The 23,071-nt window shown below is 56.4% G+C and carries 22 protein-coding genes and 1 pseudogene; 16 read left to right on the top strand and 7 right to left on the bottom strand.

All coding sequences use genetic code 11. The features are described from left to right. Positions 1-12: 12 nt before the first annotated feature. From AC07ED_RS01340 to AC07ED_RS01320, 5 genes are all read left to right on the top strand, one after another. Positions 13-774, top strand: a complete 762-nt coding sequence (locus tag AC07ED_RS01340) for an ATP-binding cassette domain-containing protein (RefSeq protein ID WP_105234629.1) — start codon at positions 13-15, stop codon at positions 772-774. Beyond that, a complete protein-coding gene (gene xylB / locus AC07ED_RS01335; RefSeq protein WP_105234628.1) occupies positions 774-2,213 on the top strand; it encodes a xylulokinase in 1,440 nt (479 codons plus the stop codon). The genes AC07ED_RS01340 and xylB overlap by 1 nt, the downstream gene beginning before the upstream one ends. Positions 2,214-2,221: 8 nt before the next feature. Beyond that, positions 2,222-3,523: a xylose isomerase gene (gene xylA / locus AC07ED_RS01330; protein WP_105234627.1), complete on the top strand. Its 1,302-nt coding sequence runs from the start codon at positions 2,222-2,224 to the stop codon at positions 3,521-3,523. Positions 3,524-3,739: 216 nt separating this feature from the next. Then, complete coding sequence (locus AC07ED_RS01325) at positions 3,740-4,717, top strand: hypothetical protein (RefSeq protein WP_105234626.1); 978 nt, start codon at positions 3,740-3,742, stop codon at positions 4,715-4,717. A gap of 3 nt (positions 4,718-4,720) precedes the next feature. Next, positions 4,721-5,728, top strand: coding sequence for a carbohydrate kinase family protein (locus tag AC07ED_RS01320; RefSeq protein WP_105234625.1), 1,008 nt, complete (start codon positions 4,721-4,723; stop codon positions 5,726-5,728). A 4-nt stretch (positions 5,729-5,732) separates the two neighbouring features. Here AC07ED_RS01320 and AC07ED_RS01315 read toward each other — a convergent pair whose 3' ends face one another. After that, complete coding sequence (locus AC07ED_RS01315) at positions 5,733-6,698, bottom strand: sodium-dependent bicarbonate transport family permease (RefSeq protein ID WP_478241706.1); 966 nt, start codon at positions 6,696-6,698, stop codon at positions 5,733-5,735. A 95-nt stretch (positions 6,699-6,793) separates the two neighbouring features. Between AC07ED_RS01315 and AC07ED_RS01310 the strand changes: the two genes are divergently transcribed. Further along, positions 6,794-7,702, top strand: coding sequence for a hydrogen peroxide-inducible genes activator (locus AC07ED_RS01310; RefSeq protein WP_105234624.1), 909 nt, complete (start codon positions 6,794-6,796; stop codon positions 7,700-7,702). A gap of 130 nt (positions 7,703-7,832) precedes the next feature. Here AC07ED_RS01310 and AC07ED_RS01305 read toward each other — a convergent pair whose 3' ends face one another. The 4 genes from AC07ED_RS01305 to AC07ED_RS01290 form a co-directional block, all read right to left on the bottom strand. After that, the gene (locus AC07ED_RS01305) at positions 7,833-10,052 is read right to left on the bottom strand and encodes a S8 family serine peptidase (protein WP_105234623.1); all 2,220 of its coding nucleotides are present in this window, start codon (positions 10,050-10,052) and stop codon (positions 7,833-7,835) included. A 296-nt stretch (positions 10,053-10,348) separates the two neighbouring features. Beyond that, on the bottom strand, positions 10,349-11,152 hold the full coding sequence (locus AC07ED_RS01300) for a 3-hydroxybutyrate dehydrogenase (protein ID WP_105234622.1): 804 nt from the start codon (positions 11,150-11,152) through the stop codon (positions 10,349-10,351). Next, complete coding sequence (locus tag AC07ED_RS01295; RefSeq protein WP_105234621.1) at positions 11,149-12,675, bottom strand: AMP-binding protein; 1,527 nt, start codon at positions 12,673-12,675, stop codon at positions 11,149-11,151. The genes AC07ED_RS01300 and AC07ED_RS01295 overlap by 4 nt, the downstream gene beginning before the upstream one ends. Further along, positions 12,672-13,832 carry an acetyl-CoA acetyltransferase gene (locus AC07ED_RS01290; RefSeq protein WP_105234620.1) on the bottom strand — a complete coding sequence of 387 codons (1,161 nt, stop codon included), beginning with the start codon at positions 13,830-13,832 and terminating at the stop codon, positions 12,672-12,674. Before AC07ED_RS01290 ends, AC07ED_RS01295 begins: the two co-directional genes overlap by 4 nt. An 83-nt stretch (positions 13,833-13,915) precedes the next feature. On the opposite strand from AC07ED_RS01290, the gene AC07ED_RS01285 reads away from it, so the two are divergent. Continuing rightward, the gene (locus AC07ED_RS01285) at positions 13,916-14,464 is read left to right on the top strand and encodes a LuxR C-terminal-related transcriptional regulator (protein WP_105234619.1); all 549 of its coding nucleotides are present in this window, start codon (positions 13,916-13,918) and stop codon (positions 14,462-14,464) included. 512 nt (positions 14,465-14,976) lie between these two features. Here the strand turns inward: AC07ED_RS01285 and rpsU are convergent. Beyond that, on the bottom strand, positions 14,977-15,177 hold the full coding sequence (gene rpsU, locus AC07ED_RS01280; RefSeq protein ID WP_067546482.1) for a 30S ribosomal protein S21: 201 nt from the start codon (positions 15,175-15,177) through the stop codon (positions 14,977-14,979). 215 nt (positions 15,178-15,392) lie between these two features. Between rpsU and AC07ED_RS01275 the strand changes: the two genes are divergently transcribed. The 3 genes from AC07ED_RS01275 to AC07ED_RS01265 all read left to right on the top strand — a co-directional run bounded on the left by AC07ED_RS01275 (position 15,393) and on the right by AC07ED_RS01265 (position 18,166). Beyond that, positions 15,393-15,833 (top strand): rhodanese-like domain-containing protein, encoded by a 441-nt coding sequence (locus AC07ED_RS01275; protein ID WP_105234618.1) that lies wholly within the window; start codon positions 15,393-15,395, stop codon positions 15,831-15,833. A gap of 92 nt (positions 15,834-15,925) precedes the next feature. Further along, the gene (locus AC07ED_RS01270; RefSeq protein ID WP_105234617.1) at positions 15,926-17,143 is read left to right on the top strand and encodes an NAD(P)/FAD-dependent oxidoreductase; all 1,218 of its coding nucleotides are present in this window, start codon (positions 15,926-15,928) and stop codon (positions 17,141-17,143) included. A gap of 282 nt (positions 17,144-17,425) precedes the next feature. Next, on the top strand, positions 17,426-18,166 hold the full coding sequence (locus tag AC07ED_RS01265) for a hypothetical protein (protein ID WP_105236311.1): 741 nt from the start codon (positions 17,426-17,428) through the stop codon (positions 18,164-18,166). 463 nt (positions 18,167-18,629) lie between these two features. On the opposite strand, the gene AC07ED_RS01260 is transcribed toward AC07ED_RS01265, so the two are convergent. Next, the gene (locus AC07ED_RS01260) at positions 18,630-19,847 is read right to left on the bottom strand and encodes an FAD-binding domain-containing protein (protein ID WP_105234616.1); all 1,218 of its coding nucleotides are present in this window, start codon (positions 19,845-19,847) and stop codon (positions 18,630-18,632) included. Between the two features lie 408 nt (positions 19,848-20,255). Here AC07ED_RS01260 and AC07ED_RS01255 point away from each other — a divergent pair. The 6 genes and pseudogenes from AC07ED_RS01255 to AC07ED_RS01230 all read left to right on the top strand — a co-directional run. Continuing rightward, positions 20,256-20,486 (top strand): annotated as a pseudogene (locus tag AC07ED_RS01255) (transposase); the annotation flags it as partial. A gap of 867 nt (positions 20,487-21,353) precedes the next feature. Continuing rightward, a complete protein-coding gene (locus tag AC07ED_RS01250; RefSeq protein ID WP_478241701.1) occupies positions 21,354-21,518 on the top strand; it encodes a recombinase family protein in 165 nt (54 codons plus the stop codon). Positions 21,519-21,531: 13 nt separating this feature from the next. Beyond that, complete coding sequence (locus tag AC07ED_RS01245) at positions 21,532-21,642, top strand: hypothetical protein (protein ID WP_478241699.1); 111 nt, start codon at positions 21,532-21,534, stop codon at positions 21,640-21,642. Beyond that, entirely contained in the window at positions 21,643-22,110 is a 468-nt protein-coding gene (locus tag AC07ED_RS01240; protein ID WP_478241697.1) for a recombinase family protein, read from the top strand. Between the two features lie 127 nt (positions 22,111-22,237). Further along, the gene (locus AC07ED_RS01235) at positions 22,238-22,462 is read left to right on the top strand and encodes a hypothetical protein (protein ID WP_105234614.1); all 225 of its coding nucleotides are present in this window, start codon (positions 22,238-22,240) and stop codon (positions 22,460-22,462) included. Next, a complete protein-coding gene (locus AC07ED_RS01230) occupies positions 22,462-22,851 on the top strand; it encodes a hypothetical protein (RefSeq protein ID WP_105234613.1) in 390 nt (129 codons plus the stop codon). The genes AC07ED_RS01235 and AC07ED_RS01230 overlap by 1 nt, the downstream gene beginning before the upstream one ends. Positions 22,852-23,071: the final 220 nt, after the last annotated feature.

The raw sequence follows: 23,071 nt of genomic DNA, 5'->3' as shown, positions 1-23,071 counted from the left end.
GGAGACGTGACAATGACCAACACGCAAAACCCTCTTGTCGAATTGCGGAACATCGAAATCGCATTCGGCGGTATCAAAGCCGTGGATGACGTCAGCGTTGACCTCTACCCGGGCGAAGTTGTCGGCCTCTTGGGCCACAACGGTGCAGGCAAATCGACCCTGATCAAATGTCTGTCGGGCGCGTATAAAAAGGACGCAGGTGAAGTGCTGATCAACGGCCAGTCCGTTGAGATCAACAACCCGCGCGATGCCCGTTCCTATAACATCGAAACCATCTACCAGACGCTCGCGCTGGCGGATAACCTCGATGCAGCGTCGAACCTGTTCTTGGGTCGCGAGATCGTGACCAAGTCGGGTATGCTCGACGAAGCAAAGATGGAAGCTGAGACGCGCAAGATCATGGCGCGTCTCAACCCCAACTTCCGCAAGTTCAACGAACCAGTGAGCGCGCTTTCGGGTGGTCAGCGTCAGTCGGTTGCGATTGCTCGTGCGGTGTATTTCAACGCCAAAATCCTGATCATGGATGAACCGACAGCGGCGCTTGGCCCGCATGAAACACAGATGGTGGCAGAGCTGATCCAAGAGCTCAAAAAACAAGGCCTTGGTATCTTCTTGATCGACCACGATGTTCATGCGGTAAAACAGCTATGTGACCGTGCGGCGGTTATGAAGAACGGTCAGTTGGTCGGCGTTGTGAAGGTGGATGAAGTGACCGAGGACGACCTCCTCGCGATGATCATCCTTGGACGCAAACCGGAACATCTGGCAGCATAATGTACATTGGACTTGATCTAGGCACTTCGGGCCTAAAGGGGATCGTCATTGACGATTCCCAAACTATCCTCGCCGAAGCAACAGCCCCCCTCACCGTCAGCCGCAAGGCCGATGGTTGGTCAGAACAGGACCCCGCGGATTGGATCACAGCCGCGCAAACTGTTCTGGGTGCTCTCAAGTCCAAACTTTCGCTCGACGGTGTGCGTGCCATTGGTCTCTCTGGTCATATGCATGGAGCAACATTGCTGGATGCCTCGGATGCAGTGCTACGGCCCTGCATCCTCTGGAACGATACGCGGTCCTCAGCTGAGGCCGCAGCGCTGGATGCTGACCCGCGGTTCCGTGCCCTTACGGGCAACATCGTATTCCCGGGCTTTACTGCGCCGAAAATCGATTGGGTTCGCAACAACGAACCAGAAATCTTTGCCAAGCTGGCCAAGGTTCTCCTGCCCAAGGATTATCTGCGCCTTTGGCTCACAGGTGAACACGTCGCTGAGATGTCGGATGCGGCAGGCACGTCGTGGCTCGATACGGGGGCGCGGGCGTGGTCCGATGACCTGCTCGAAGCGACCCACCTGACACGCGATCACATGCCGCGCCTCGTCGAAGGGTCCGATGTTTCGGGCACCCTACGGGCCGACATCGCAGCACAATTCGGCCTCCCCGCCAATGTCGTCGTGGCTGGCGGCGGCGGTGACAACGCAGCGAGCGCCGTGGGCGTGGGCGTTGTGAAATCTGGCGATGCGTTTATCAGCCTCGGCACCTCTGGTGTGCTCTTTGCGGCCTGTGACGCCTATTCCCCTGACGCGGCAAGCGCTGTCCATACTTTCTGCCACGCCCTGCCCGACACATGGCACCAGATGGGCGTGATCCTCGCAGCTGCGGACGCGATGAACTGGTTTGGGCGCGTCATGGGCGCGGCACCTGCAGAACTCACGGGCGCGTTGGGACCACTTACCGCCCCTGCCCGCACCTTGTTCCTGCCTTACTTGGGCGGAGAACGCACCCCGCACAATGATGCGACCATCCGCGCCTCGTTCCTGCATCTTGACCACGCGACCGACAGCACAGCGATGACACGCGCGGTGCTAGAGGGCGTCACCTTTGCAGTGCGTGATAGTTATGACGCGCTGACCTCGACCGGTACGCAGATCGAACGGTTGATCGCCGTCGGTGGCGGGTCCAAGTCTGACTACTGGGTGCAGGCGATCGCAACCATCCTCGGCATGCCGATCGGGTTGCCTGTGGCTGGTGACTACGGTGGCGCGTTTGGCGCAGCCCGTTTGGGCCTAATGGCAGCAACAGGTGAAACCACCGCAGCAGCAAGCGCCCCGCAAATCGCGCGCACCATTGATCCTGTTCCCGCGTTGCAAGAGGCATTCCTCGCCCGCCACGCTGATTATCAAGCGGCCTATAAGGCGCTTAAGACACTCAACTAGAGGTTCCTATGACCGATTTTTTCAAAGGCATTCAGGCCGTCAAATACGAAGGCCCCGAGACTGAAAACGAATTTGCATTCCGTTACTACAACCCCGACGAAGTCGTCATGGGCAAACGGATGGAAGACCATCTGCGCTTTGCCGTCGCCTACTGGCACAGCTTTGCCTACGAAGGCGGCGACCCGTTCGGTGGTCGCACATTTGATCGCCCGTGGTTCGGTGACTCCATGGATGCCGCGAAACTGAAGGCTGATGTGGCGTTCGAGATGTTCGACATCCTCGGCGCGCCGTTTTTCTGTTTCCACGACCTCGACGTGCGCCCCGAGGGCAAGACCTTTGCCGAAAGCAAACGCAACCTCGAAGAGATCGTCGATTACTTTGCGCAGAAAATGGAAACCTCAAAGACGAAACTGCTTTGGGGCACCGCGAACCTCTTTACCCACCGTCGTTTCATGGCTGGTGCGGCGACCAACCCTGATCCAGAGGTTTTTGCCTACTCTGCTGCGACCATCAAATCTTGCATGGACGCAACGATGAAACTGGGCGGTGAGAACTACGTTCTGTGGGGCGGCCGTGAGGGCTATGAAACCCTGCTGAACACCGACCTCACCAAAGAGGCAGAGCATGCGGCGCGGATGCTCGAAATGGTGGTCGAGTATAAGCACAAGATGGGCTGGGACGGTCAGATCCTGATCGAACCGAAACCCCAAGAGCCGTCCAAGCATCAGTATGACTTTGACGTGGCGACCGTTTATGGCTTCCTCAAACGCTTCGGCCTTGAGAACGAAGTGAAGATGAACATCGAACAAGGCCACGCGATCCTTGCGGGTCACAGCTTTGAACACGAACTGGCCTTGGCTGGGTCGTTGGGCATGCTGGGGTCGATCGACATGAACCGCAACGACTACCAGTCTGGCTGGGACACCGACCAATTCCCGAACAACGTCCCGGAAATGGCACTGGCCTATTATGAAGTTCTCAAGGCTGGCGGCTTTACCAAAGGCGGCACCAACTTTGACGCACGTATCCGTCGTCAGTCGCTCGACGCAGAAGACCTGATCCTCAGCCACATTGGTGGCATGGATTGCTGTGCACGCGGCCTCAAGGCGGCGGCTGCGATGCTTGAAGATGGCAAGCTCGAAGCGGCACGTGATGCGCGTTACGCGGGCTGGGATACCGATGGCGCGAAGGCGATGCTGGGCAGCGATCTGGCCTCGATCCAAGAGCGCGTTCTGGCGGACAACGTTAACCCAGAACCCCGTTCGGGCCGTCAGGAACGTCTGGAAAATCTGGTGAACCGCTACCTCTAATCGAGGGCGAAACGACCAAAGAAAGGGGTGCCATCGGCGCCCCTTTTGCATGTCAGGCATCACGGGCTAGGTTAGCAGTTCGCACCTCAATCCAAGATTGATAGTCATATGCGCAGCCTCCCTCGCGCTCATTGCAAAACTTTTCTTTTCGCAGACAGTTTAGCGCTATCAATTTCACGAAACTGCGATACCGTTTTCCCTAGAGTGGAGGACGTTATGCCGAAAAACCTTGATCGTAAGTTAGACGCCATTCGTTCGGGCAAATACAAGCCGAACGACTTTATCATTGCGGACGCCAAAGACGGCGATATGGCCTTTGGCTGCGCCACCCCAGGAAAAGGGGCTGATGGCCGCATGAAATCGCTACGTGCCTATCGCGACGATATGATCAAGGTCACGAAATCTGGTTTGGTCGACATCATGCTGATGTCCCTCTCGACCGCAGAGGTGATGCAGGCCGAGGGGCTGTTCCACAAATCTCACGTGACCCCTGCTGTGCGCCTGAACGATACCACGGATATTTGGCACGTCCGTGGCGGGTGCTATCCCAAACACATGATGAAGAATTTCCGCTCTGCCCGTTTGGATCGGGTCAAAGCAGTCGCGCCCTTGGGCCTCTATTCGGTGACGTTTTATAATGACCTCGAACGGGATCATAAAACGCTCGAAGAGTTCGCGAAGTTCCGTGATGAGGCCTCTGCGGAAGGGGTCGATTACTTCCTCGAGGTCTTTAACCCCCAAATCCCCGTCGAAACCAACGGCGACTTTGCGACCTACAACAATGACATGATCGTGCGCTGCCTTGCGGGCGTGTCGCGCCATGAACGCCCCGCCTTCCTTAAGGCCGCCTATAACGGTCCCGCCGCGACCGAAGAAATCGCAGGGTACGATCCTGAGAACCTGATCTTTGGTATTCTTGGCGGTGGCGCGGGAACCACGCGCGATTGCCTTGAACTGATCCGTCAGGCGGAAAAATACGGTGCACGTGTGGCTCTGTTCGGGCGCAAGATCTACTACTCCGAGGACTCGGTTCTCATGGTCAAAGCGATGCGCCACGTGATCGAAGACGGCGTTACCAGCGAGGAAGCGGTGAAGGCTTATCACGGTGATCTTCAGGCCAATGGCATCACGCCTTTCAGATCGCTCGACGACGATCTGGTGATTTCGGAAAACATTCTTAAGCCCAACGTGTGACCCATGCGTAAGGGGTTTGTAACCGCAGGCACGTGGTGCGTTGATCGCAACATTACCGTCGATCTATGGCCCAAAGAGGACATGATCGCCGCCGTTCAAAAGGTTGAACTGGCGGGTGGCGGGTCTGGTTGCAACTTTGCCGTCGATATGCGCCGTCTCGACCCTGACATGCCCGTCTGGACCCAAGGTCTGATTGGTGCGGGCGAGATGGGCGATTTCCTGATCGGGATCGCCGACGAATACGGCATTGATCGCAGTGGCCTTTACCGCACGTCAGAGGCGCAGACCCAAGTGACAGACGCCTATGTATCGGCTCAAACAAGTCGTCGCACGCATATCCTGTTCTTTGGTGTCGCGGACCTGATGACGCCAGACCATTACGATTTTTCGACCTGTTCGGCGCGTGTTCTACACCTCGGGCTTCCGGGTATTCACAAACAGATGGACGCAAGGTGGGGCGGCGATGCTAATGGTTGGGTCACTGTTTTGCGCAAGGCGAAGGCTGCAGGGCTAAAGACGAACTTTGAATTCGTCGCGGGGCCTGAGGACAAGATCAGAGAGGTTGGTCACCCTTGCCTGCCGCATCTCGATACCTTGGTCGTCAATGACTTCGAAATTGGCGCGCTGGCTGGGCGAAAAACCGTTGAGGACGGCGTGACAGATCGAGACCAAGTGCTAGCCGCCGCCAAAGAGGTCCTCGCCATGGGGGCCATGGAACTCGTCGCCGTTCACTTCACCGAAGGGGCGGTTTTGGTCACTCGCGACGGCACCGAAACCTTCCAACCCTCAGTGCGCATCGCGGATAAAGACCGCAAGGGCGCAAATGGCGCTGGTGATGCCTTTGCCGCAGGGTTCCAATACGGGCTTCACGAAGGATGGACAGGGCAAGACGCGCTCAAACTCGGTCACGCAGCTGCAGCCGCCTGCCTACGGTCGGTCGGCACTTACACGACCGTAGAGACAGCGGCGGAATGTTTGGCTTTGGCCCAAACGTGGGGATGGCGCGACTAGTCCCTCAGATGAGGCCGGCCAGCCAGAGGTAGAGCGGCAGACCTACTGTGATGTTGAACGGAAACGTCACGCCGAGCGATAGCGTCAGGTAGATCCCCGTCTCTGCCTTAGGCAGCGCGATTTTCATGGCCGCAGGCACCGCGATGTAAGAGGCCGACGCCGAGAGCACCATCAACAAAAACTGGCTACCCGTTTGCAGGCCGATCACAGAGCCAAGACCCATGGCGAAGATCGCACCAATCAGGGGCATGATCATACCAAAGGCAAAGAGGCCCGAGCTGAGGAGGTGACGGTTTGTGATGAGGCTCCGCCCCGCAGACAGACCCATATCCAGCAAGAATAGGCAGAGGATGCCGACAAAGGGTGTCACAACGAAGGGCGCGATCATCTCCATCCCTTTGTCCTGCGTCAGCGCACCGATCAAAAATGCGCCGCTCAGTAGAACGATTGACCCATTGGCAAAGAGTTCACGCATCGGGACGCTGGCCTCTTGGCCGTCGCGACCAAGCCGATTTGCAATCCAAAGCGCAGAGAGGATCGCGGGCACCTCCATCACGGCGGCAACAGCCACCATGTAGCCGTCCGCCGACAGACTCGTCAGGTCCAGTAGGCTAGACGCCGCGACAAAGGTCACGATGGAAATCGAGCCATAGTGCCCCGCAACCGCCGCTGCCGTGGTCGCATCAAGCCGCGTCATCGAACGTAGCAACATGTAGGCGAGGAACGGCAGAAGGAATGACAACAACAAACCCGCTGCCAGCGCGAGGAACACCTCAAAACTGAGCCCTCCTTCGGCGAGGCTATGCCCCCCTTTGAACCCGATGGCGAGCAGCAGGTAGAGCGACATGAACTTTGCCGCGCCTTCGGGAATGGACAGGTCGCTGCGCACAAAGGCCGCGACAAGGCCCAGAACAAAGAACAAGATCGTTGGCACCATTAGGTTCCCAACAAGGCTATCGAGCATTTGCATAATTAATCTCTCCAACAGGTTTGCGGCCTGTTGCCCTAAATTTATTGATAGCTTAAATACAAATTAACATTACTATTCATAGTTTGAGGCTATGTATGCGCCCGACCCTGCGGCAAATGGAATATATCGTCACCGTTCACCAGTTGGGCGGCTTTGGCCTCGCTGCGGAAAAGCTGAATGTCAGCCAACCGAGCCTATCGACCCAAATCGCCGCCGTGGAAAGCGACCTTGGCGTTCGGCTCTTTGATCGGAGCCGAGCTGGGGTTGAGGCGACAGCGCGCGGGTTGGATTTTGTGAAGCGCGCCCAGCGTATCTTGGCCGAGGTCGAAGCCCTGCGCGGCACCATGCTCTCGGACTTGCCGTTTGGTGGTCGGTTACGTCTTGGGGTTTTGCCCTCAATCGGGCCGTATCTGTTGCCTCAAGCAATCACCGCGCTGCACGACGCAGAACCCGATCTGCGCGTTGTGGTGCGCGAGGAAAACACCCTCCTGTTGGATGACGGCATCCGCAGCGGTCGGTTCGATGCGATCATCTCGACCCCCGAAGACCACCCAAACACCATGCAACATCCGTTGTTTGTGGAACCCCTTTGGGTCGCGGTCGCGCAGGATCACCCACTTGCCCATCGGTCGAGCGTGACAGCCGCCGACCTGACGGGGCAGCGTCTGTTGACGTTGGATACGGGGCACAGATTGTCACGCATCGTCTACGGCATCGCTGGCGCGAGTGGAGCAATTGTGTCCGACGACTACGAAGGCACGAGCCTCGATTCAATCGTTTTGATGGCAGCGACGGGTGCAGGGATCGGCATCCTTCCCGACCTTTTCGCCCGTAGGCAAGGCATCCACCGCAGCGAAGTGCGTGTCATGCCGCTGGTCACGCCAGATTCCCACCGTACCATCAGCCTTTTGGTGCCAAGCGATCGGACCGAAAAGTTTGCAGGCGCTTTGGCTCGCATTCTGCGCAGTGCGGCTAAGGCACTGGAATTGAACGTAATCGAATAGCCCACGTAGATTTGCTTTTTGGCAATGGAGTTAACCACAAAAACTTTACCCGAACTAACATCGGAACCAGCAATATTAGATTACCTCATTTGGGCCTTCGGTACAAATTAGTGAACTCTCCGAGAGACCTTCACAGCCTAAAATTAAGCGCGATCCCAACCATATTTCCATGCGCCCCTTCGATGTGACCAGCGTTGAGACTGTGCCCCATGGAAAAGGTGAACGACGCATTGTCGATGGCATGGATCGGTGCGGAATATTCAAAGCCGATGTCCATTTGACGGGCCTCTGGTGCGAGATCAGCAGGCATCGTTCGAAAGGCGTCAGACCCGGCGGCCAGAGCCGTCGTCTCGTTGGCGAGGCTTACGTCCACCGTGCCGCTGGTGATCGCTGCCGGACGTGCGAGTGAAATACTGAGCAGCCCGCCGTTCGGCATCGCGCGATCCATAGCGACCTTCACGCTGTTAAAGGTGACGTCGTTAAAACGACCCAGCATCCCTGCCCCGTGACCGTCGGCTTTGCCTGCAGCCCCTTCGAGGCGCAGACCGATGCTGTCGGCCAGTTGCACGCCATAGGCAAAGTCCAGAGCCGCAGAGCGTCCACGGATGCCATCCTCGAAACCAGGAGCCGTTACGCCGACAACCGAACCAACCTCTTGCATCGCAGTAAGACCAGCCGAAAAGTAGCCTCCATCTGTCGCGAAGGTATGAGCGAGGCCTAAACCAGCGCCCCCGTTGGAGCCTTCGATCACGCGCAGATTGGTCTGGCCGAGGGTCAGGTCGCGCACGTAGTTGCCCGTTTGCGCATAGGCATTTATGGCGATTTCAGCCTCGATCATCGCTCCATAGCCCTGCCCCGCTGAGAGGGATTGAGCAGTCGCAGCGCGGGCCGAAAGGCGCGGCTCTGCTGACAACGCAGCAACGTCGATCGAACTGAGCGACCCCACGGTCCCTGCAACGATATCTGACGCCGCAATATCAAATGTGCCGTTCAAACTGTCGGAAGCATAAACGGTCTCGCTCGACAGTGCGTCGGCAAGGGCGTTCCCCGACAATGCCCCAGATACAGCAGCCACCTGCCCCGCGGACAGATTGATGCTCTGTCCTTCGGCAACTGGAACGCTGGCCGTTCCAATCGGCAAAAGCGCCGCCCGCAAATCAAGGAACCCGTGCCCGAATTCGTCGTTATAGGCATGTGTGACGCCCGACCCGAAGTCGATCGACCCCGTGAAATCGGTCATCCATCCGTTATCGGCAGAGGCCAAAAGGCGGTCGCGCAATTGCGAGGCGGAGAGGTCTGGGAACGCTTCCGCCAGAAGGGCCACAGCGCCAGAAATTTGCGGCGTCGCGTAACTGGTGCCCGTGCCTGACGTGTAGCCGATATCGGTGTAATCCGTCGCGATATAGATCGACCCATCCGCAGTCATGCAAAACGCCGCGGTTTGCATGCAGGCGGACGAGATACGCTCTACCGAGGTGATCCCATATTCATCAAACGTCGCCGCACCATTTACGACGGTGATCCACGACCCTTCGAGGTCGTGGTAAAGGAGCGGCAAAGCCCCGACGTTATAAGCGTCCAATTCGTCATGGTAGTTCGACAGAGCAAAGACCACGACGCCGCTCTGTGCATAGTCGCGCATCGCACTGATATACGAGGAGGCGACGGAATACTGGCCAAAGTAATACTCGAAGGTCGATTGATTGAAATCACGCGACAACTGCCACGAGTTATTCATCACAATAGCACCAGCGGTATCGGCTTCACTCACCATTACGGCGCGTTCATTCCACGTCGAACCTGTCTGATAATCCCACGTGCCGAGAAATAGATCGGCACCAGAGGCGACGCCTTCGACGGCATCGATGCCAGTTCCGCCTCGACCAACAGCGATACTCGCCACTGCCGTGCCATGGTCATCGCGCGCATCCAAATTTGATACGGAAGAGTGCGTCACGTTCACGCCGTCGAACGTCTCATGGCTCAAACGGAGCGCATTATCCATGATGGCAATCGTTTGCCCTGCCCCCGTTAGCCCGACAGAACGCGCGTAATCGACACGCGCCGCTTCAAGCGGACGGCCACCACGCCAATTCACGTTGTTGGTAAAATTCGCGGTATTACGGACGGCACGGACAGCGGCCATCGAGAACTCGGTCACGAACCCACGAACCCACCCAGTTCCGAGTTCGCCGCCAGGACCCCAAGTCGATTTCGAATATTGCTCGCTCAGTGCAGAGCTAGAGCCACCGTAAGAATAGTCAGTTTCGTCCTCACCACTGCCGACACAACCGATAAGAGCGCAAAGCGATAGTATGGAGGTCGTTCTGTAAATTGCAGAACAACGCATTGCATGAGCCTTAAAAAAGCACAGCAACAGACCTGCCGCAGCAGGAAACCCAATAAATCAATACAAATGTAACAACTGCATCCGCCAAAATAAGCGGTAAGCGATCCGTTGCAGAAATCAAAATGAGGTAAAAAAAATCACCACTTAAGGTTTAACAACTCATGAGATAAATCTCACACGAAGTTAGGTCAAGGGTTGAATTGCCAAATCTGACGCTCCGTAGTTGCGAGGCGCCTTTGTCAAATGACGAGCCGCCCCTTTCGAGGCGGCCTAATTTCAGATTAATGATGGGGCCGTTACTGCGCCGTCCAACCGCCATCTACAGGGATCACCGCGCCTGTCACATTGTGCGCAATCGGGTTGCACAGCCAGAGGGCAAGGGCCCCGATTTCGGTCGGGTCAGAAGTCCGTCGGCTTGGCTGTTTTTCGGCGAGAAGTTCGGCGATGCCTTTCTCGCGGTCGCCACCGTATTTAGCCGCCCGTTCGATGATCTGCGGTTCAATAATCGAGGTCTCGGTCCAGCCGGGTCCGATACAGTTAACCGTGATGCCGCCATCACGTTTGGACCCTGCCGCTGCGTACTCCAAGGCAGCGACCTTTGACATACCCACCAGCCCGAACTTTGACGCGCAATAGGGAACCTTGGCGACCGAGGCGACAGTGCCGTGGACGCTGGCGATGTTGATCACACGGCCATAGCCTTTTTCAGCCATCTTTGGCATGCCGAGGCGCATCGTGTGGAACGGCCCAGAGAGGTTGATGCCGATGATCGCGTCCCACGTCTCTTTGTCCATATCGGCAAGCATGGCGGTTTTCTGGATGCCCGCGTTGTTCACCAAAATGTCGATCCCACCCCATTCATCGACTTCTGCCATCATTCGTTCAATGGCTGCCACATCTCGCATATCCGCCTCAAAGAACCGCGCCTCAGGTGCACCTGCGGCCAGCAATGTGTCTACAGCGGCTTGCGCTAGGGCGGCATCAGCCAATCCATGAACCGCAATGCGTGCCCCTGCACCCGCCAGTTCTTTGGCAATCGCCAAACCGATGCCTTGGACAGAGCCCGTAACCAGAGCCGTTTTACCTGTCAGGAATGTCATGTGGTGGGTTCCTTTTTCATACGGTCTCTCAATTCAGTCTTGAGGACTTTTCCGTAGTTATTTTTGGGGAGTGCATCGATAAATCGATAGACTTTGGGCCGTTTGAAACGAGCGATGCGGTCGAGGCACAGCGCATCCAATTCAGCGGACGAAACGTTAGCGTCAGGCAGTGTGACGACAAACGCGATCACCTCTTCGCCCCATTCGGGATGAGGCGTGCCGATAACCGCAACCTCATGCACATTCGGGTGGCTCAGCAGAACCTCTTCGACCTCGCGGGGGTAGATGTTTGAGCCGCCAGAAATGATCATGTCCTTTGATCGGTCCCGCAGGGTGACGTAGCCGTCGTCATCCATGCGCCCCATATCACCCGTCCAAAGCCACCCATCGCGGATCGCTTTTTGGGTCGCCTCGGGGTTCTGCCAATAGCCGGGCATTACGGTCGCGCCTGAAACGACGATTTCGCCGATTTCACCTCGAGGGACCTCTGCGCCGTCCCGATCAACGATACGCACGCGCACCGCACTCTGCGCCGTGCCGACGGAATTCAAACGGTCCCGCCAGCGCGGGTGACTGCGGTCTATCACGTCGCCACGAGGCAAGGCGGTAATGCCCATGGGACATTCCCCTTGCCCATAGATTTGGACAAAGCGTGCGCCCATCACCTCGGTCGCGTCCAAAATATCGGCCTCATACATAGGACCGCCAGCGTAGACGATGGTCCGAAGGCCTTCGCCCGTTTCAGAGCTAGCTTTGGCAGCATCGACCAGCCGACGCACCATCGTGGGCGCTGCAAACATGGAAATCGGCCCCATTCGTTTACCCAGCATCAGGATTTCCGCCGCATCAAAACCACCACTTTCGGGCACCAGATGCCGCGCCCCGCGCATCACATGCATAAAGTTATAGAGCCCAGCGCCATGCGACATCGGCGCGGCATAGAGGATCGCGTCCTCCGCGAAAACGTCATCCACATCGGTGAAGTAAGTAAAGGTCATCGCAGCTATGTTGCCGCAGGTCAGGGCCACGCCCTTTGGTTTACCAGTCGTGCCTGAAGTGTAGAACAGCCAAAGGAGGTCGCTCTCGTTCAGACCGACTGGCACTGGCATCGGATCGGCCTGTTTCATCTCTGCAAACGCGGTCCCGTTGACGGAGATGATCTCTCGCCCCTCCAACAGATCAGACAGATCCCCGACCAAAGCGTCATCACTGAATACCAGATCAGCGCCCGCATTATCGATGATCCAAGCCGCCTCTTTGGGGTGCAGTTTAGAATTGATCGGCACCGCCGCCGCGCCCGCATACCAAATCCCATAGAGCGTTTCGAGAAACTCAGGACAGTTATACATGAACACCGCGACGCGATGCCCTGCACCAATGCCGCGTGCCCTCAACACAGCCCCAATCGATGCCGCCGCGCGGTCAAAACCCGCGTATGTCGATACGAGGGTTTCGCCAGAATAGAGCGCAGGACGATCAGGGGACCGCGTTGCCGTTCGTTTCAACCATTCAGCGGGGTTCATCGAACGGCCTCGAGGATTGAGCAGTAGTTCGCAACGCCCGACCCGCCCATGTTAAAGACACAGGCCAGTTCCGCACCGTCCAGCTGAACGCCGCCCGCCTGCCCCGTGACCTGTTGCGCAGCAAGGACATGCATCGACACGCCCGTTGCGCCAACGGGATGCCCTTTGGCCTTTAGCCCGCCCGACAGGTTGATCGGAAGGCGGCCACCACGCAGGGTCGCGCCCTCAGTCACGAGGCTGGCCCCCTTGCCTTTTTCGGCAAGGCCCATCGCCTCGTAGATCATCAGTTCAGCGATGGTGAAACAATCATGGACTTCGGCCAGATCGAGATCATCAACGGTGATCCCCGCCATTTCATATGCGGCTGCAAAGGTACGCCGTGCGGCGGTCAATTCGGTCATATCGCGCCGCGACATGGGCAGAAAATCGTTCAACTGCACGGCAGCCCGAAATCCCGCAACATGGTCGAAATCCGCCGTCATGTCGTCTGCCACCATCACCAGCGCCGCTGCGCCATCGCTGATCAGCGAACAATCAGTGAGCCGCAGCGGGGCCGCGATCATCGGGTTCTTTTCACTGACCTTATTGCAGAAATCAAACGTCACCTCGCGCTGCAGGTGGGCCAGCGGATTGCTCAGAGCGTTTTGATGGTTTTTCACCGCGATCCGCGCAAGGGTTTCGGACTGATCCCCAAAGGCATCAGAATATCCCGCGGCGATACGGCCAAAGATTTGCGGGAAACTCACGCCTGCTTCTTCGGCGGAATAGGATGCGCCAGCGAGGGCCGCTGTCACGCCTTTAATATCGAGTTCGGTCATCTTTTCGACGCCGATCACTAACACACAACGCGCGTCACCAGCGCGGATCGCATTGCGCGCCGCATAGACCGCGGAAGATCCCGACGCGCAGGCGTTCTCTACGCGGGTCGCTGGTTTAAACCGCAAACCGTCATCCATCCCCAACACGAGCGAGGCGGCAAACGCGTCAGGCACCATGCCGTTGTTAAAATGACCGAGCCAAATCGCGTCGATATCGTTCGGCGTGAGACCTGCGCTTTTGATCGCCTCAGACGCCGCCTGCTGGATTAACGCCTCTAAGCTCTTGTCACGATGCACACCGAATTTGGTGTGCCCCCAGCCAACTATTCTTGCGTCCATACTTGCCTCCATTCCCTTTCCATCGGAATACTCCAGCGGGTCGGGCCGCGCGATCCGTGAAACTACGTAACGGGTGACAAGAGATGGACAGGTTTGCCGCACTAGCCTTTGAGAGCGCGCCAGTCGGTTTGATCTACGCCGAGGATCGGGTGATCCAGCGCTGCAACACCCGTTTTTGCGAAATGTTCGGATTTGCGGCCTCCGAACTTCAGGGGCATTCACTGTCAAAACTGTATCCCTCCTCAGAGGAATTTCAGCGCATTGGCCAGATAGGCGCCGAAAAGATGCGCGGGCTGGGACGCTATGCCGACGAACGCATCATGCGTCGCAAGGATGGCAGCCTGTTTTGGTGTCGTGTTCGAGGGCAATCGCTCGACCTTGATCAGCCCTTTGCGCAATCGGTGTGGAGCTTTGCCGACATTTCGGACAATCGCCCTGTGACCGAACTCACGCGCCGCGAGCGACAAGTGGCGCAGATGCTGGCCGAGGGCCTGACGTCCAAGGAAATCGCCCGTCGCCTAGAGATCAGCCCCCGCACCGTCGAGGTTCACCGCGCAAATCTCATGGACAAATTCGGTGCCCGCAACGGGTTGGAGCTCGTCGCGCATCTCGCGGGTATTCCGATCGGCTAGACCGCGCTTATCGTCGCTGCGACCGCGCGTTTCCATGCTGCGTAACGTCGGTCTCTGACCGTGTCCTCCATCGCGGGTTCGAAACGAGCATCAACCTTCCAGCGACGCGCGAAGGTGTCCGGTTCAGGACAGAACCCGACGGACTGCCCAGACAGGCGCCTATAGGTCGTGATCTTACCCCCAAACGTCAGCCGAACGCCAACGGCCCCACCGCCAACCTTCTACAAATCCTGAAGCGATGTCTTCATCCCAAACGCAGCTACGGCCGCAATCAAACAAGCACGTGCCTTTGTCAAGCAGACGGGCGTTAAAACTATCGTGAATTCAGAGACTTAAAGGCGAAACAGAAAAAGCTGCCGACTTTGCGCCTCGATCTCACCCCAAAACGACACATCGGTGTTCAGGATGACAGGCGCTAGTCGTGCAGCTTCTGTGATGTTCTACATCGACGTCTTTCGACGAATGCAGCAACCTTGGATAATCGCGCCCAATTCGGCGCGAACAAACCTAGCTTAGCCGAGCATCTGCGCCCGTTTGCGAGCCAGTTTACGCTGACGGCTGATCGCTTCCTTCTGCTCGCGCGCTTTGCGAATGGAAGGTTTCTCGAAATACTCTTTCAGACGCATTTCGCGATAAACCCCTTCACGCTGGAGCTTTTTCTTCAACACACGCAACGCTTGCTCGACATTATTGTCGCGAACCGAAACTTCCATCTTTTTCCTGCTATGTTTGCAAAGAGAACTTTGGCGCAGCTTGCAGAGAGCGAGGGAGATTTCAAATGAAATCGACAGAATACCCCATCAGGATATGCTTTTGATGGGTTCAGTCGGTCATTTTTGCCTCACCCCGCGACCAAACGCAGCTAGTTGGCCCCTACACATTACATTTTTATTATATTATATGTGGCAAAAATTCATGAGGATAAACGATGAATCGCAGAGTTTTCTTGGGCGCCGCCGTCATTTCAGCCGCCGCAATCGGATTCGGGCTGTATCAACCTGAGGCTCACGCCGAAAACCTCACGCTAGAAGCGCTCAGTGGTCAGGCGCTTGCCACATCAGAGGACACATTGCTCGTCGACATTCGGCGCCCCGAAGAATGGAAGCAAACAGGCGTGATTGAGGGCGCTCTGCTCGTCACCTACACCGACCCGCAATCGTTCCTTCAAGCCGTTCAACCGCGCCTTCGCGACGGACAAAAGCTGGCGCTCGTTTGCCGATCGGGCAATCGCACATCCCAAGCCACGCGCCAGATCGCCCAATTGATCAACGGCCCCGTGATCGATGTCCAAGGCGGCATGAACCGCATTCTGCGCGAAGGCTACACCCCAGTCGCCCCCACACGCGAACGCGGCTGTTCGTCGTGTTAGGCTAGACGTCGCGTCGAAATCGAGAATTTGACACGCCAAATTAAAATCGCACTATGGCGACCTTGAAGTCAGCTTTCGCGACGTGAGCACTTATGCCTGATCTTACCCCCAAACCTGATCACCACGAAATCATCGTCATCGGCGGTGGTGTCGTCGGAATGAGCATAGCCTTTCGCCTTGCCAAAGAAGGCAAAGAGGTCGCGCTTATCGAACCTAATGAATTGGGCATGGGTGCGTCTTACGGGAATGCTGGCACAATTGCAGATTATGCAACAATTCCAGTGGGTACGCCTAATGTGCTTCGCAATTTGCCCAGTCTGTTCTTTGACCGTAACAGTCCGTTGTCTTTGCGTTATCAGACCTTGCCAAGCCTCGCGCCCTGGCTGATCGAGTTTTTCTACCAAAGCCTCCCCAAGCAAGCTGAAAACAATGCCCAGAGGATCGGCGCGCTCCTGAAAAACGCGAGCGACATGTGGCATGAGCTTAGCCTCGAACTTGGCGCATCACATCATTTGCATCGGCGAGGATGCTTGTACCTTTATGAGTCAAACAAAGCCTTTGCCGCCGCAAAATACGACGAAAGGCTGCGGAGACAGAACGGCGTTGCGGTCGAAGTCATAACCGCCGATGAGGTCTTGCGCCACGAACCCAATTTACAGCCCTTTGAGGGCGGCGCTCATTTCTTTCCTGACGCAACGAGCATCGACAACCTTGGGGAAGTTATGAAGATTTTCGCCAGAAATTTGGTGGAACGGGGAGTCACTATCTATCCAACTGCCGCGCGTTCAATCGACGACAGTGACGGAACCCGGATAAAGGTTCACTGCACAGACCGCGTTCTTCAGGCCAATAAGGTGGTTGTGGCCGCGGGGGCGTTTTCGAAACCTTTGGCTCGCTCGGCGGGCGAGACTGTGCGCCTTGATACCGAACGCGGGTATCACTTGGAGTTCGACATGGATACGCCGCCGGTGACGCGGCCAGTATGCTCTGCCAAACGCGGCTTTTACGCCTCGCCAATGGTCGGACGATTGCGCATCGCGGGAACGGTCGAATTGGGCGGACTTTCGTTGCCGCAGTCTGAACACCGACTAAAAATGCTAGAGCGTGGAGCACGTGACATGTTTCCAGCCTTGGGGGAACCTAGTCGAACTTGGTTCGGGTTTCGCCCATCCATGCCGGATTCAGTCCCCGTGATCCGAGCCACAAAACACAACAAAAACGTGATAATGGCATTTGGACACGGCCACATCGGCGTCACTCTCGCACCCGCTACCGCCGCAATCGTGAGCGATTTGGTAAAACTGGGTTAACCGTTGGTTCCGATTGCCACACAGCAACAATGCTGACGCATCACACTCGTCGCGAATATCCCATCTCCTGCGGCCTACGGAACAGAGGCCGTCAACTCGGCTTTCGCGCTGGATCGGCATACCACTCGCCAAGAGTAGCGATGCACAAGGTCCTAATATTCCCTCGGCTGTCTTGATTGCCGACTAGGCCAAAACCAAAGAATGTTGCTCCATTTGATTGCTACACCCTCGGATTGCCCTATCTCAGACACAGAGAAGAAGTGGCAACGTGGAGTCCAAGTCGTGGGTGTAGTCATTATTATTGGTTCAGGACCTGGGGCACTTCAGTCAAGAGATTGGCGCCGCAGTTCGTCCCAAACCATCGTCGCGATCAACAATGCATGGCAAGTACGCCCCGATTGGGACTATCTTATTCATCCCGAGGATTTCCCTATAAACAGACGTCCACGATTATTTAAAACAGATCAAAAAACGATCTGCGCAAATGATTATGTACCTCTTCAAAACCAATTTGGTGGCTTTGTTTATGCTGGAGGCACTATGGCCTTCACCGCAGCTTACTGGGCGCTTGCCGCGCTCAAACCACGCGTTATAGCCATGATCGGTTGTGACATGGTTTATCCCCAGACCGGGCCAACGCATTTCTATGGCCAAGGAACGGCTGACCCATTGCGCGACGACATCACCCTGCGATCACTTGAAGCAAAGTCAGCGCGCCTTTTGGCACTCGCATCTCAGTCGAACTGCGCCTTGGTAAACCTATCGAATGCTCCGACGAGCCGTCTGATTTATCCAAGAGCAGTTCATTCAAGCCTAAACTCTGTTCGACCTATCAGGTTTCAAAGTAGCCTAATTGAGCGTGCACTGCGCGCCGAAGCGCGCGCAAACTACATGGTGCCAAATGGACGATACTGGAAAGTCGCAGATCAATTTGATCCCAAGGTTATAGACCAAATTGATCAACTGTGGCTGGATGTCGCTGAACATATGATGCTTAACAACGACCTTTCAGAAGCAATATAAAAGGTCCGTTTCCGGACACTCACCCAGAAAAAGACATCTTCCGTCAATCCAGCACAGGTCAAGGCTGCTGTCCCGCGATGCTTGAAGGGCCATTGCTGCAAGGGACTCTTCGAGGCGATGACACTTGCCTTCATATGAAAAAGCGATCTCCTCGACCCTACGATGGTTGGCGAGATCATTGAGATGGCGCACAGGGATCATGTTGCGTTCGATCAGATCCGCACTTTGCACAGGCTCAGGAAGCGCAGGCTTCGACGATACAGGTCATCAGTCGCTCTTGCGTCTCATACTGGTGAGCGCGCCAGTGTGTCGATGCGTCGGATGAGCGGGTCATAGTCAAACACAAGCGCCATCTCGTCTCGCGGAACCATCACAAGATTTGACGAAATGGTAAGTGTCAGATCCAGAATATGAGCATCCGGCACAACGTCATCCGGACCGTAAGTCCCGATCCGCACCGCGATCATGCGAGACCTGCCTGTTCAAGGATACGTGGGATATTTTTCTTAACTTTGAAGAATCCTGCAGTGGCGTGGGGCCAGATCGCCTTATCCCAATCGCGCTGCCACTCGCATAGCGTTATGCCGTGCTTGACCAAAGATGGAGTGGCCGCATCCAGCCAATCTCGCAAAGGACCGCGCGTCACATACGGCGTAACGATCTGTGTTGCACCCGCATCCGCCGCCCATCGCGCCAAGCCGCTGGGATCGTTTGCCTGCATCTCTACTGAGGCAAACCCAGCGCGCGCAGCCGCATCTGCCAATGCACCATTCTCGAACTGAAGGACAAGATTGGATACTGGCAAAGGGGATCGCAGATGACCCGCCACAAGCGTAGCCGCTGTTCGAATATCCAACGCAGAACAGTCGAAATCCTCGATCCGGCAATCCTCGTCCGTGATCAGCAGTGCCGTTGGGAGATCGGGTTGCGGTGACAGGACCGAACGCAGCGGCACGACTGGAGGCAGGCCGTCAGGCTCAGTTGCCTCAAGACCTTGGGTTACCACCGCCAGATCACTGCGGCGCGGAGTAAACCGACCGGCTGTGAATGTCGCGATATTCTGCGCGTCGGCCGGATATGGCTTGCCACGCGTGTGCAGTCCTGCCACCCAGCGCCAGCCCAGCGTGTTTGAGGCGGCATCACCATCAAGCAGGTTACGAAAAAAGAAATCCGCACCTAGCCTCCATGGCAACCCAAGAGTAAATATCCAGATCGAAGCGAACCACATCCGAGCGTGATTGTGCAGATAGCCAGTCTCCACCAGTTCGGCTGCCCAAGCATCAAAGTACTCTAGTCCCGTTTGCCCAGACATAGCACGGTCGACATCGCGGCGCATACGGCGGTCGCGGTCAAGCGCGGCAATATCAGCGTCCAGCCCCATGCGATAACTGTCCCAGACCTGCGGTCGCTGTTCCAACCAGCCTTTGAAATAGCCGCGCCAGATCACCTCTTGCACAAACTTTTCCGCATCTTGCGGCCCATGGGCGGCTAACGCCGCTGAGACCGCATCCGCCTCCAGAACCAACCTGCGCCGAATATAGGGGGATAAAACCGAAACTGCTTTGTGTGCGCCTGGGCCATGATCCGTATTGCGGCCATTGGCGTATCGACGCCCCATTCGAGGCACAGAAGCCGCTAAGAGCTCTTCGCCAGCGGTGCGGGTCGGGATTAAGTCTGTCATTCTTTCGATCTCATATTGTCCTCTGGGTGACCTAACGCGCGGTCGCCAGAGTTCAACTCGGCCGAAATACGCAACATGATCAACAACCACGCCGCCTTGGGGTGGTTCTATTCGCACCGAGAAGCAGATCAACCTTCTACAGCGGTGGCGCGGCCCTCCGTGCCAACCCACTGAAAGGGATGTACTTTTTAAATCCGCCTCGATTTTACCGAAGGACGGGTGGAAAGAGACGCGAAGCGTTCAGAGACCGATATCAGCCAGATCACCAGTCTTCGAAAGTCGGATTGCTCCGCTAAACCCCGTTGAAACAAAAACGACCCCGTCAGGAACCTGATCTCGTGATTGCAATGTGCAAGCCGTGATGCCGTAGCTTTATCCGAACTGGATTTAACCTATCCGCTCTCCACTACCTATCCGGAAGCACACCGCACAGCCTCAAGCCTGTGGCCGAAAAAGGGGCGTCGACGTCTAAATGATCAGACAAAGGGTGGCAAGAACACCAAACTGCATGCTGTCACGGACACGAGCGGACGCCCGATCCGTTGCTTCATCACAACTGGCCAGGTCAGCGATTATACTGGTGCAACGACTACACTAGCAGACTACCGGATGCTGAACAGTTAATGGCTGATCGAGATTTTTATGAGAGATTGTGGCGGAGCGGATTACTCACGCGTCCAACTCTCTCTCGTGCCAGCGGCAGCCATTGCAGACTTAAGCGAGTTTCTGCGCTGGTTAGGAAATTTGAAGTAGTGCAGCTCAGTAGCCTGCCGTTTTTGATCGAGGGAACCAATCGGAACACAAAGGGCGCGACATACCCCCTGCCCTGAATTAACGACTGCCATGTTCTGGTTTGGGCACTTTTGGCCTTCACTGGGAGTGGGGTTCAGAAGCGCCAAAAGGACAGATCACCGTCATCAAGCCAGCACCGACTATGAGGCAGAGCTTTAACTATTCCTTGGAGCCTCTCGGTCGTGACGCAGTTGGCGAATGGGAAGCATCACGACACCCCGGCAAATTTAGGGCGTACCAAATTTGCAGCGCTGCCATCCGCTGGAGCGCTTTCAAGCTTACTTTTTGGTACGGAAAGCGTGGAGTAAAGTTGGCTCCCTGCGTTGGATACACCTTGGTACGCTGTCCAAATTTTCCGGACCACTTCACGAAGAGGTGGGCCTTGAGCGCTTGGCCAGCCGCGCTCTGCTCTAAAATGCCGCAGACCCGCCGCTTCGCAGCTTTCTGCATAGTGCTGGCGTCAATTGATCCGACAGCCTCAATCGCCGCCCACGCGAGTTGGCCATTCACATCCCACTCAATGGGCGTCTCAAAGAGACTGACCTGTATGGGCCAGAGCTCATATTGTGTGGAGCGCACGTCAGCGCCTAACATTTGCAAGCACAGTTACAGTTAAACGTTCGGCGATTGGCGGTGACTGTGATCGCCCCCACGGTCCCGCCTCCAGAAAGGCTTTCGATGTAGCAATTGTAGGTACTGGTGCCGCCAAACCGGTTGCTAGCACTTCCGTTGCTGGCCGATATTGAGGATGGTTTGGTTGACGTGGTTGTCGTTTACAAAATCGACCGCCTATCCCGCGCTCTCATGGACTTTTCTAAACTGTTCGAGGTGTTCGGTCGAAACGGCGTCACTTTTGTCTCCGTGACGCAGTCGGTTTAATACCACCACGTCAATGGGGCGATTAACACTAAACATCCTATTGTCATTTGCACAGTTTGGGCGTGAGGTCACAGCCGAGCGCATCCGTGACAAGGTGAAGGCCTCGCGCATGAAGGGCATGTGAATGGGCGGCTATGTCCCTCTCGGCTACGACGTCGTCGACAGCAAGCTGTTGGTGAATAACAAGGAAGCCGCCAAGGTCCGCATGGTTTTTGAACGTTTTGTGGAAGTTGGCTCTGCCACCGTCCTAGCTCGCGAACTGCGCGGTGACGGTTTCCGCAACAAGCAAGGTACGCTCATCGATAAGGGTTATCTCTATCGCCTGCTCAACAATCGCGTTTATCTCGGTGAAGCCGTGCACAAAGGCACAGCATATCCAGGCGAGCATGATGCTATCATCGACGCAAAGCTTTGGGAACAAGTCAATGACATTATGATTGAGAGCCCCCGCAAGCGGGCCAACAACAGCCGGACGCAGACGCCGGCGCTGCTCAAGGGATTGCTCTTCAGGGCCACTGGCTCAGCAATGACACCGTCTGGTACCAAGAAAGGCACGCGCGGTATCGCTATTATGTCTCCATGGACCTTCTGAAGAACCGAGAGACGCCAGAGGACGGCATCCCGAGGCGTTTGCCAGCCGATACTGCAGAAGCTGCCGTCATCACAGAAGTCTGCCGTATTCTGGCACGCCGGGAACCACAGCGCAGGTTATTGCCGCATTGAACCGTGACGACATCCCTGAAACGGATGTCATTGACGCTCTACAGCACTTCCCCAAGCTTTGGGATCAGCTGTTTCCCGGCGAGCAGGCCCGTATTATTCAGCTCCTTGTCCGGCGCGTCACGGTGACAGCTGAAGGCCTTATCATCGACCTGCGCACCGACGGAATTGCCGGCGTAATCCGGGAAATGATGACACCGCGCCGGCTTGAGGCCGCAGAATAATGTCCGCGCCATATACCATCCAAGTGTTCGCCCCCCTTGAAATGCGCAAGAAAAATGGGCGACCCAAAATTCTGCCGCCCGCTGATTGCCTGCCCAGCGAGGACCAGAACCAAAACCCGCATATCCTGCGTGCAATCGGCCGCGCGTGGGCCTGGCAGCGGCGCATGGAGGTTGGCGAGTTCGACACCGTCCGCGATCTTGCCATCGCCGTGAACCTCGCAGAGCGCCATGTCAGCAGGCAGTTGAGGTTGGCTTATCTTGCGCCGGATGTGCTGAGGCGACTGATTTTCAAGCGTGAGGTTACCGCCATCACTTTCATGCAACTGACTGAGAGCACTGCATTGCCATGGGCGGATCAGGCTTGCTTGGTATTTGGGAGCTCAAGGTGACGCAGTCGACTAAGACCGGTCATTGCTGCAATCAGCGGCAAAGGTTCCCGAAGAGCCCACACCGGACCTATTGATTTTGTGCTGCGTGCGCTCGTGTCTGACGTCAGCACCATTGGGACAGATTTGAAGCTTTGAATAACGGAGGATTTCTGGTTCATCTTATCGATTAGGAGATCGAGATGACGAAGAAGCCACAGACATCGAAAGACGCCGCCGAGAA

The sequence above is a fragment of the Aestuarium zhoushanense genome (genome assembly GCF_056431045.1).
Note: the sequence above shows the minus strand (reverse complement) of the source record. Positions and strands in the feature narration are given on the sequence as shown.

Bases quoted from the DNA above. Each gene is read 5' to 3' on its own strand.
- AC07ED_RS01340 (WP_105234629.1), top strand. From the start codon at position 13: ATGACCAACACGCAAAACCCTCTTGTCGAATTGCGGAACATCGAAATC.
- xylB (WP_105234628.1), top strand. From the start codon at position 774: ATGTACATTGGACTTGATCTAGGCACTTCGGGCCTAAAGGGGATCGTC.
- xylA (WP_105234627.1), top strand. From the start codon at position 2,222: ATGACCGATTTTTTCAAAGGCATTCAGGCCGTCAAATACGAAGGCCCC.
- AC07ED_RS01325 (WP_105234626.1), top strand. From the start codon at position 3,740: ATGCCGAAAAACCTTGATCGTAAGTTAGACGCCATTCGTTCGGGCAAA.
- AC07ED_RS01320 (WP_105234625.1), top strand. From the start codon at position 4,721: ATGCGTAAGGGGTTTGTAACCGCAGGCACGTGGTGCGTTGATCGCAAC.
- AC07ED_RS01315 (WP_478241706.1), bottom strand. From the start codon at position 6,698: ATGCAAATGCTCGATAGCCTTGTTGGGAACCTAATGGTGCCAACGATC.
- AC07ED_RS01310 (WP_105234624.1), top strand. From the start codon at position 6,794: ATGCGCCCGACCCTGCGGCAAATGGAATATATCGTCACCGTTCACCAG.
- AC07ED_RS01305 (WP_105234623.1), bottom strand. From the start codon at position 10,052: ATGCGTTGTTCTGCAATTTACAGAACGACCTCCATACTATCGCTTTGC.
- AC07ED_RS01300 (WP_105234622.1), bottom strand. From the start codon at position 11,152: ATGACATTCCTGACAGGTAAAACGGCTCTGGTTACGGGCTCTGTCCAA.
- AC07ED_RS01295 (WP_105234621.1), bottom strand. From the start codon at position 12,675: ATGAACCCCGCTGAATGGTTGAAACGAACGGCAACGCGGTCCCCTGAT.
- AC07ED_RS01290 (WP_105234620.1), bottom strand. From the start codon at position 13,832: ATGGACGCAAGAATAGTTGGCTGGGGGCACACCAAATTCGGTGTGCAT.
- AC07ED_RS01285 (WP_105234619.1), top strand. From the start codon at position 13,916: ATGGACAGGTTTGCCGCACTAGCCTTTGAGAGCGCGCCAGTCGGTTTG.
- rpsU (WP_067546482.1), bottom strand. From the start codon at position 15,177: ATGGAAGTTTCGGTTCGCGACAATAATGTCGAGCAAGCGTTGCGTGTG.
- AC07ED_RS01275 (WP_105234618.1), top strand. From the start codon at position 15,393: ATGAATCGCAGAGTTTTCTTGGGCGCCGCCGTCATTTCAGCCGCCGCA.
- AC07ED_RS01270 (WP_105234617.1), top strand. From the start codon at position 15,926: ATGCCTGATCTTACCCCCAAACCTGATCACCACGAAATCATCGTCATC.
- AC07ED_RS01260 (WP_105234616.1), bottom strand. From the start codon at position 19,847: ATGACAGACTTAATCCCGACCCGCACCGCTGGCGAAGAGCTCTTAGCG.
- AC07ED_RS01245 (WP_478241699.1), top strand. From the start codon at position 21,532: ATGGGGCGATTAACACTAAACATCCTATTGTCATTTGCACAGTTTGGG.
- AC07ED_RS01240 (WP_478241697.1), top strand. From the start codon at position 21,643: ATGGGCGGCTATGTCCCTCTCGGCTACGACGTCGTCGACAGCAAGCTG.
- AC07ED_RS01230 (WP_105234613.1), top strand. From the start codon at position 22,462: ATGTCCGCGCCATATACCATCCAAGTGTTCGCCCCCCTTGAAATGCGC.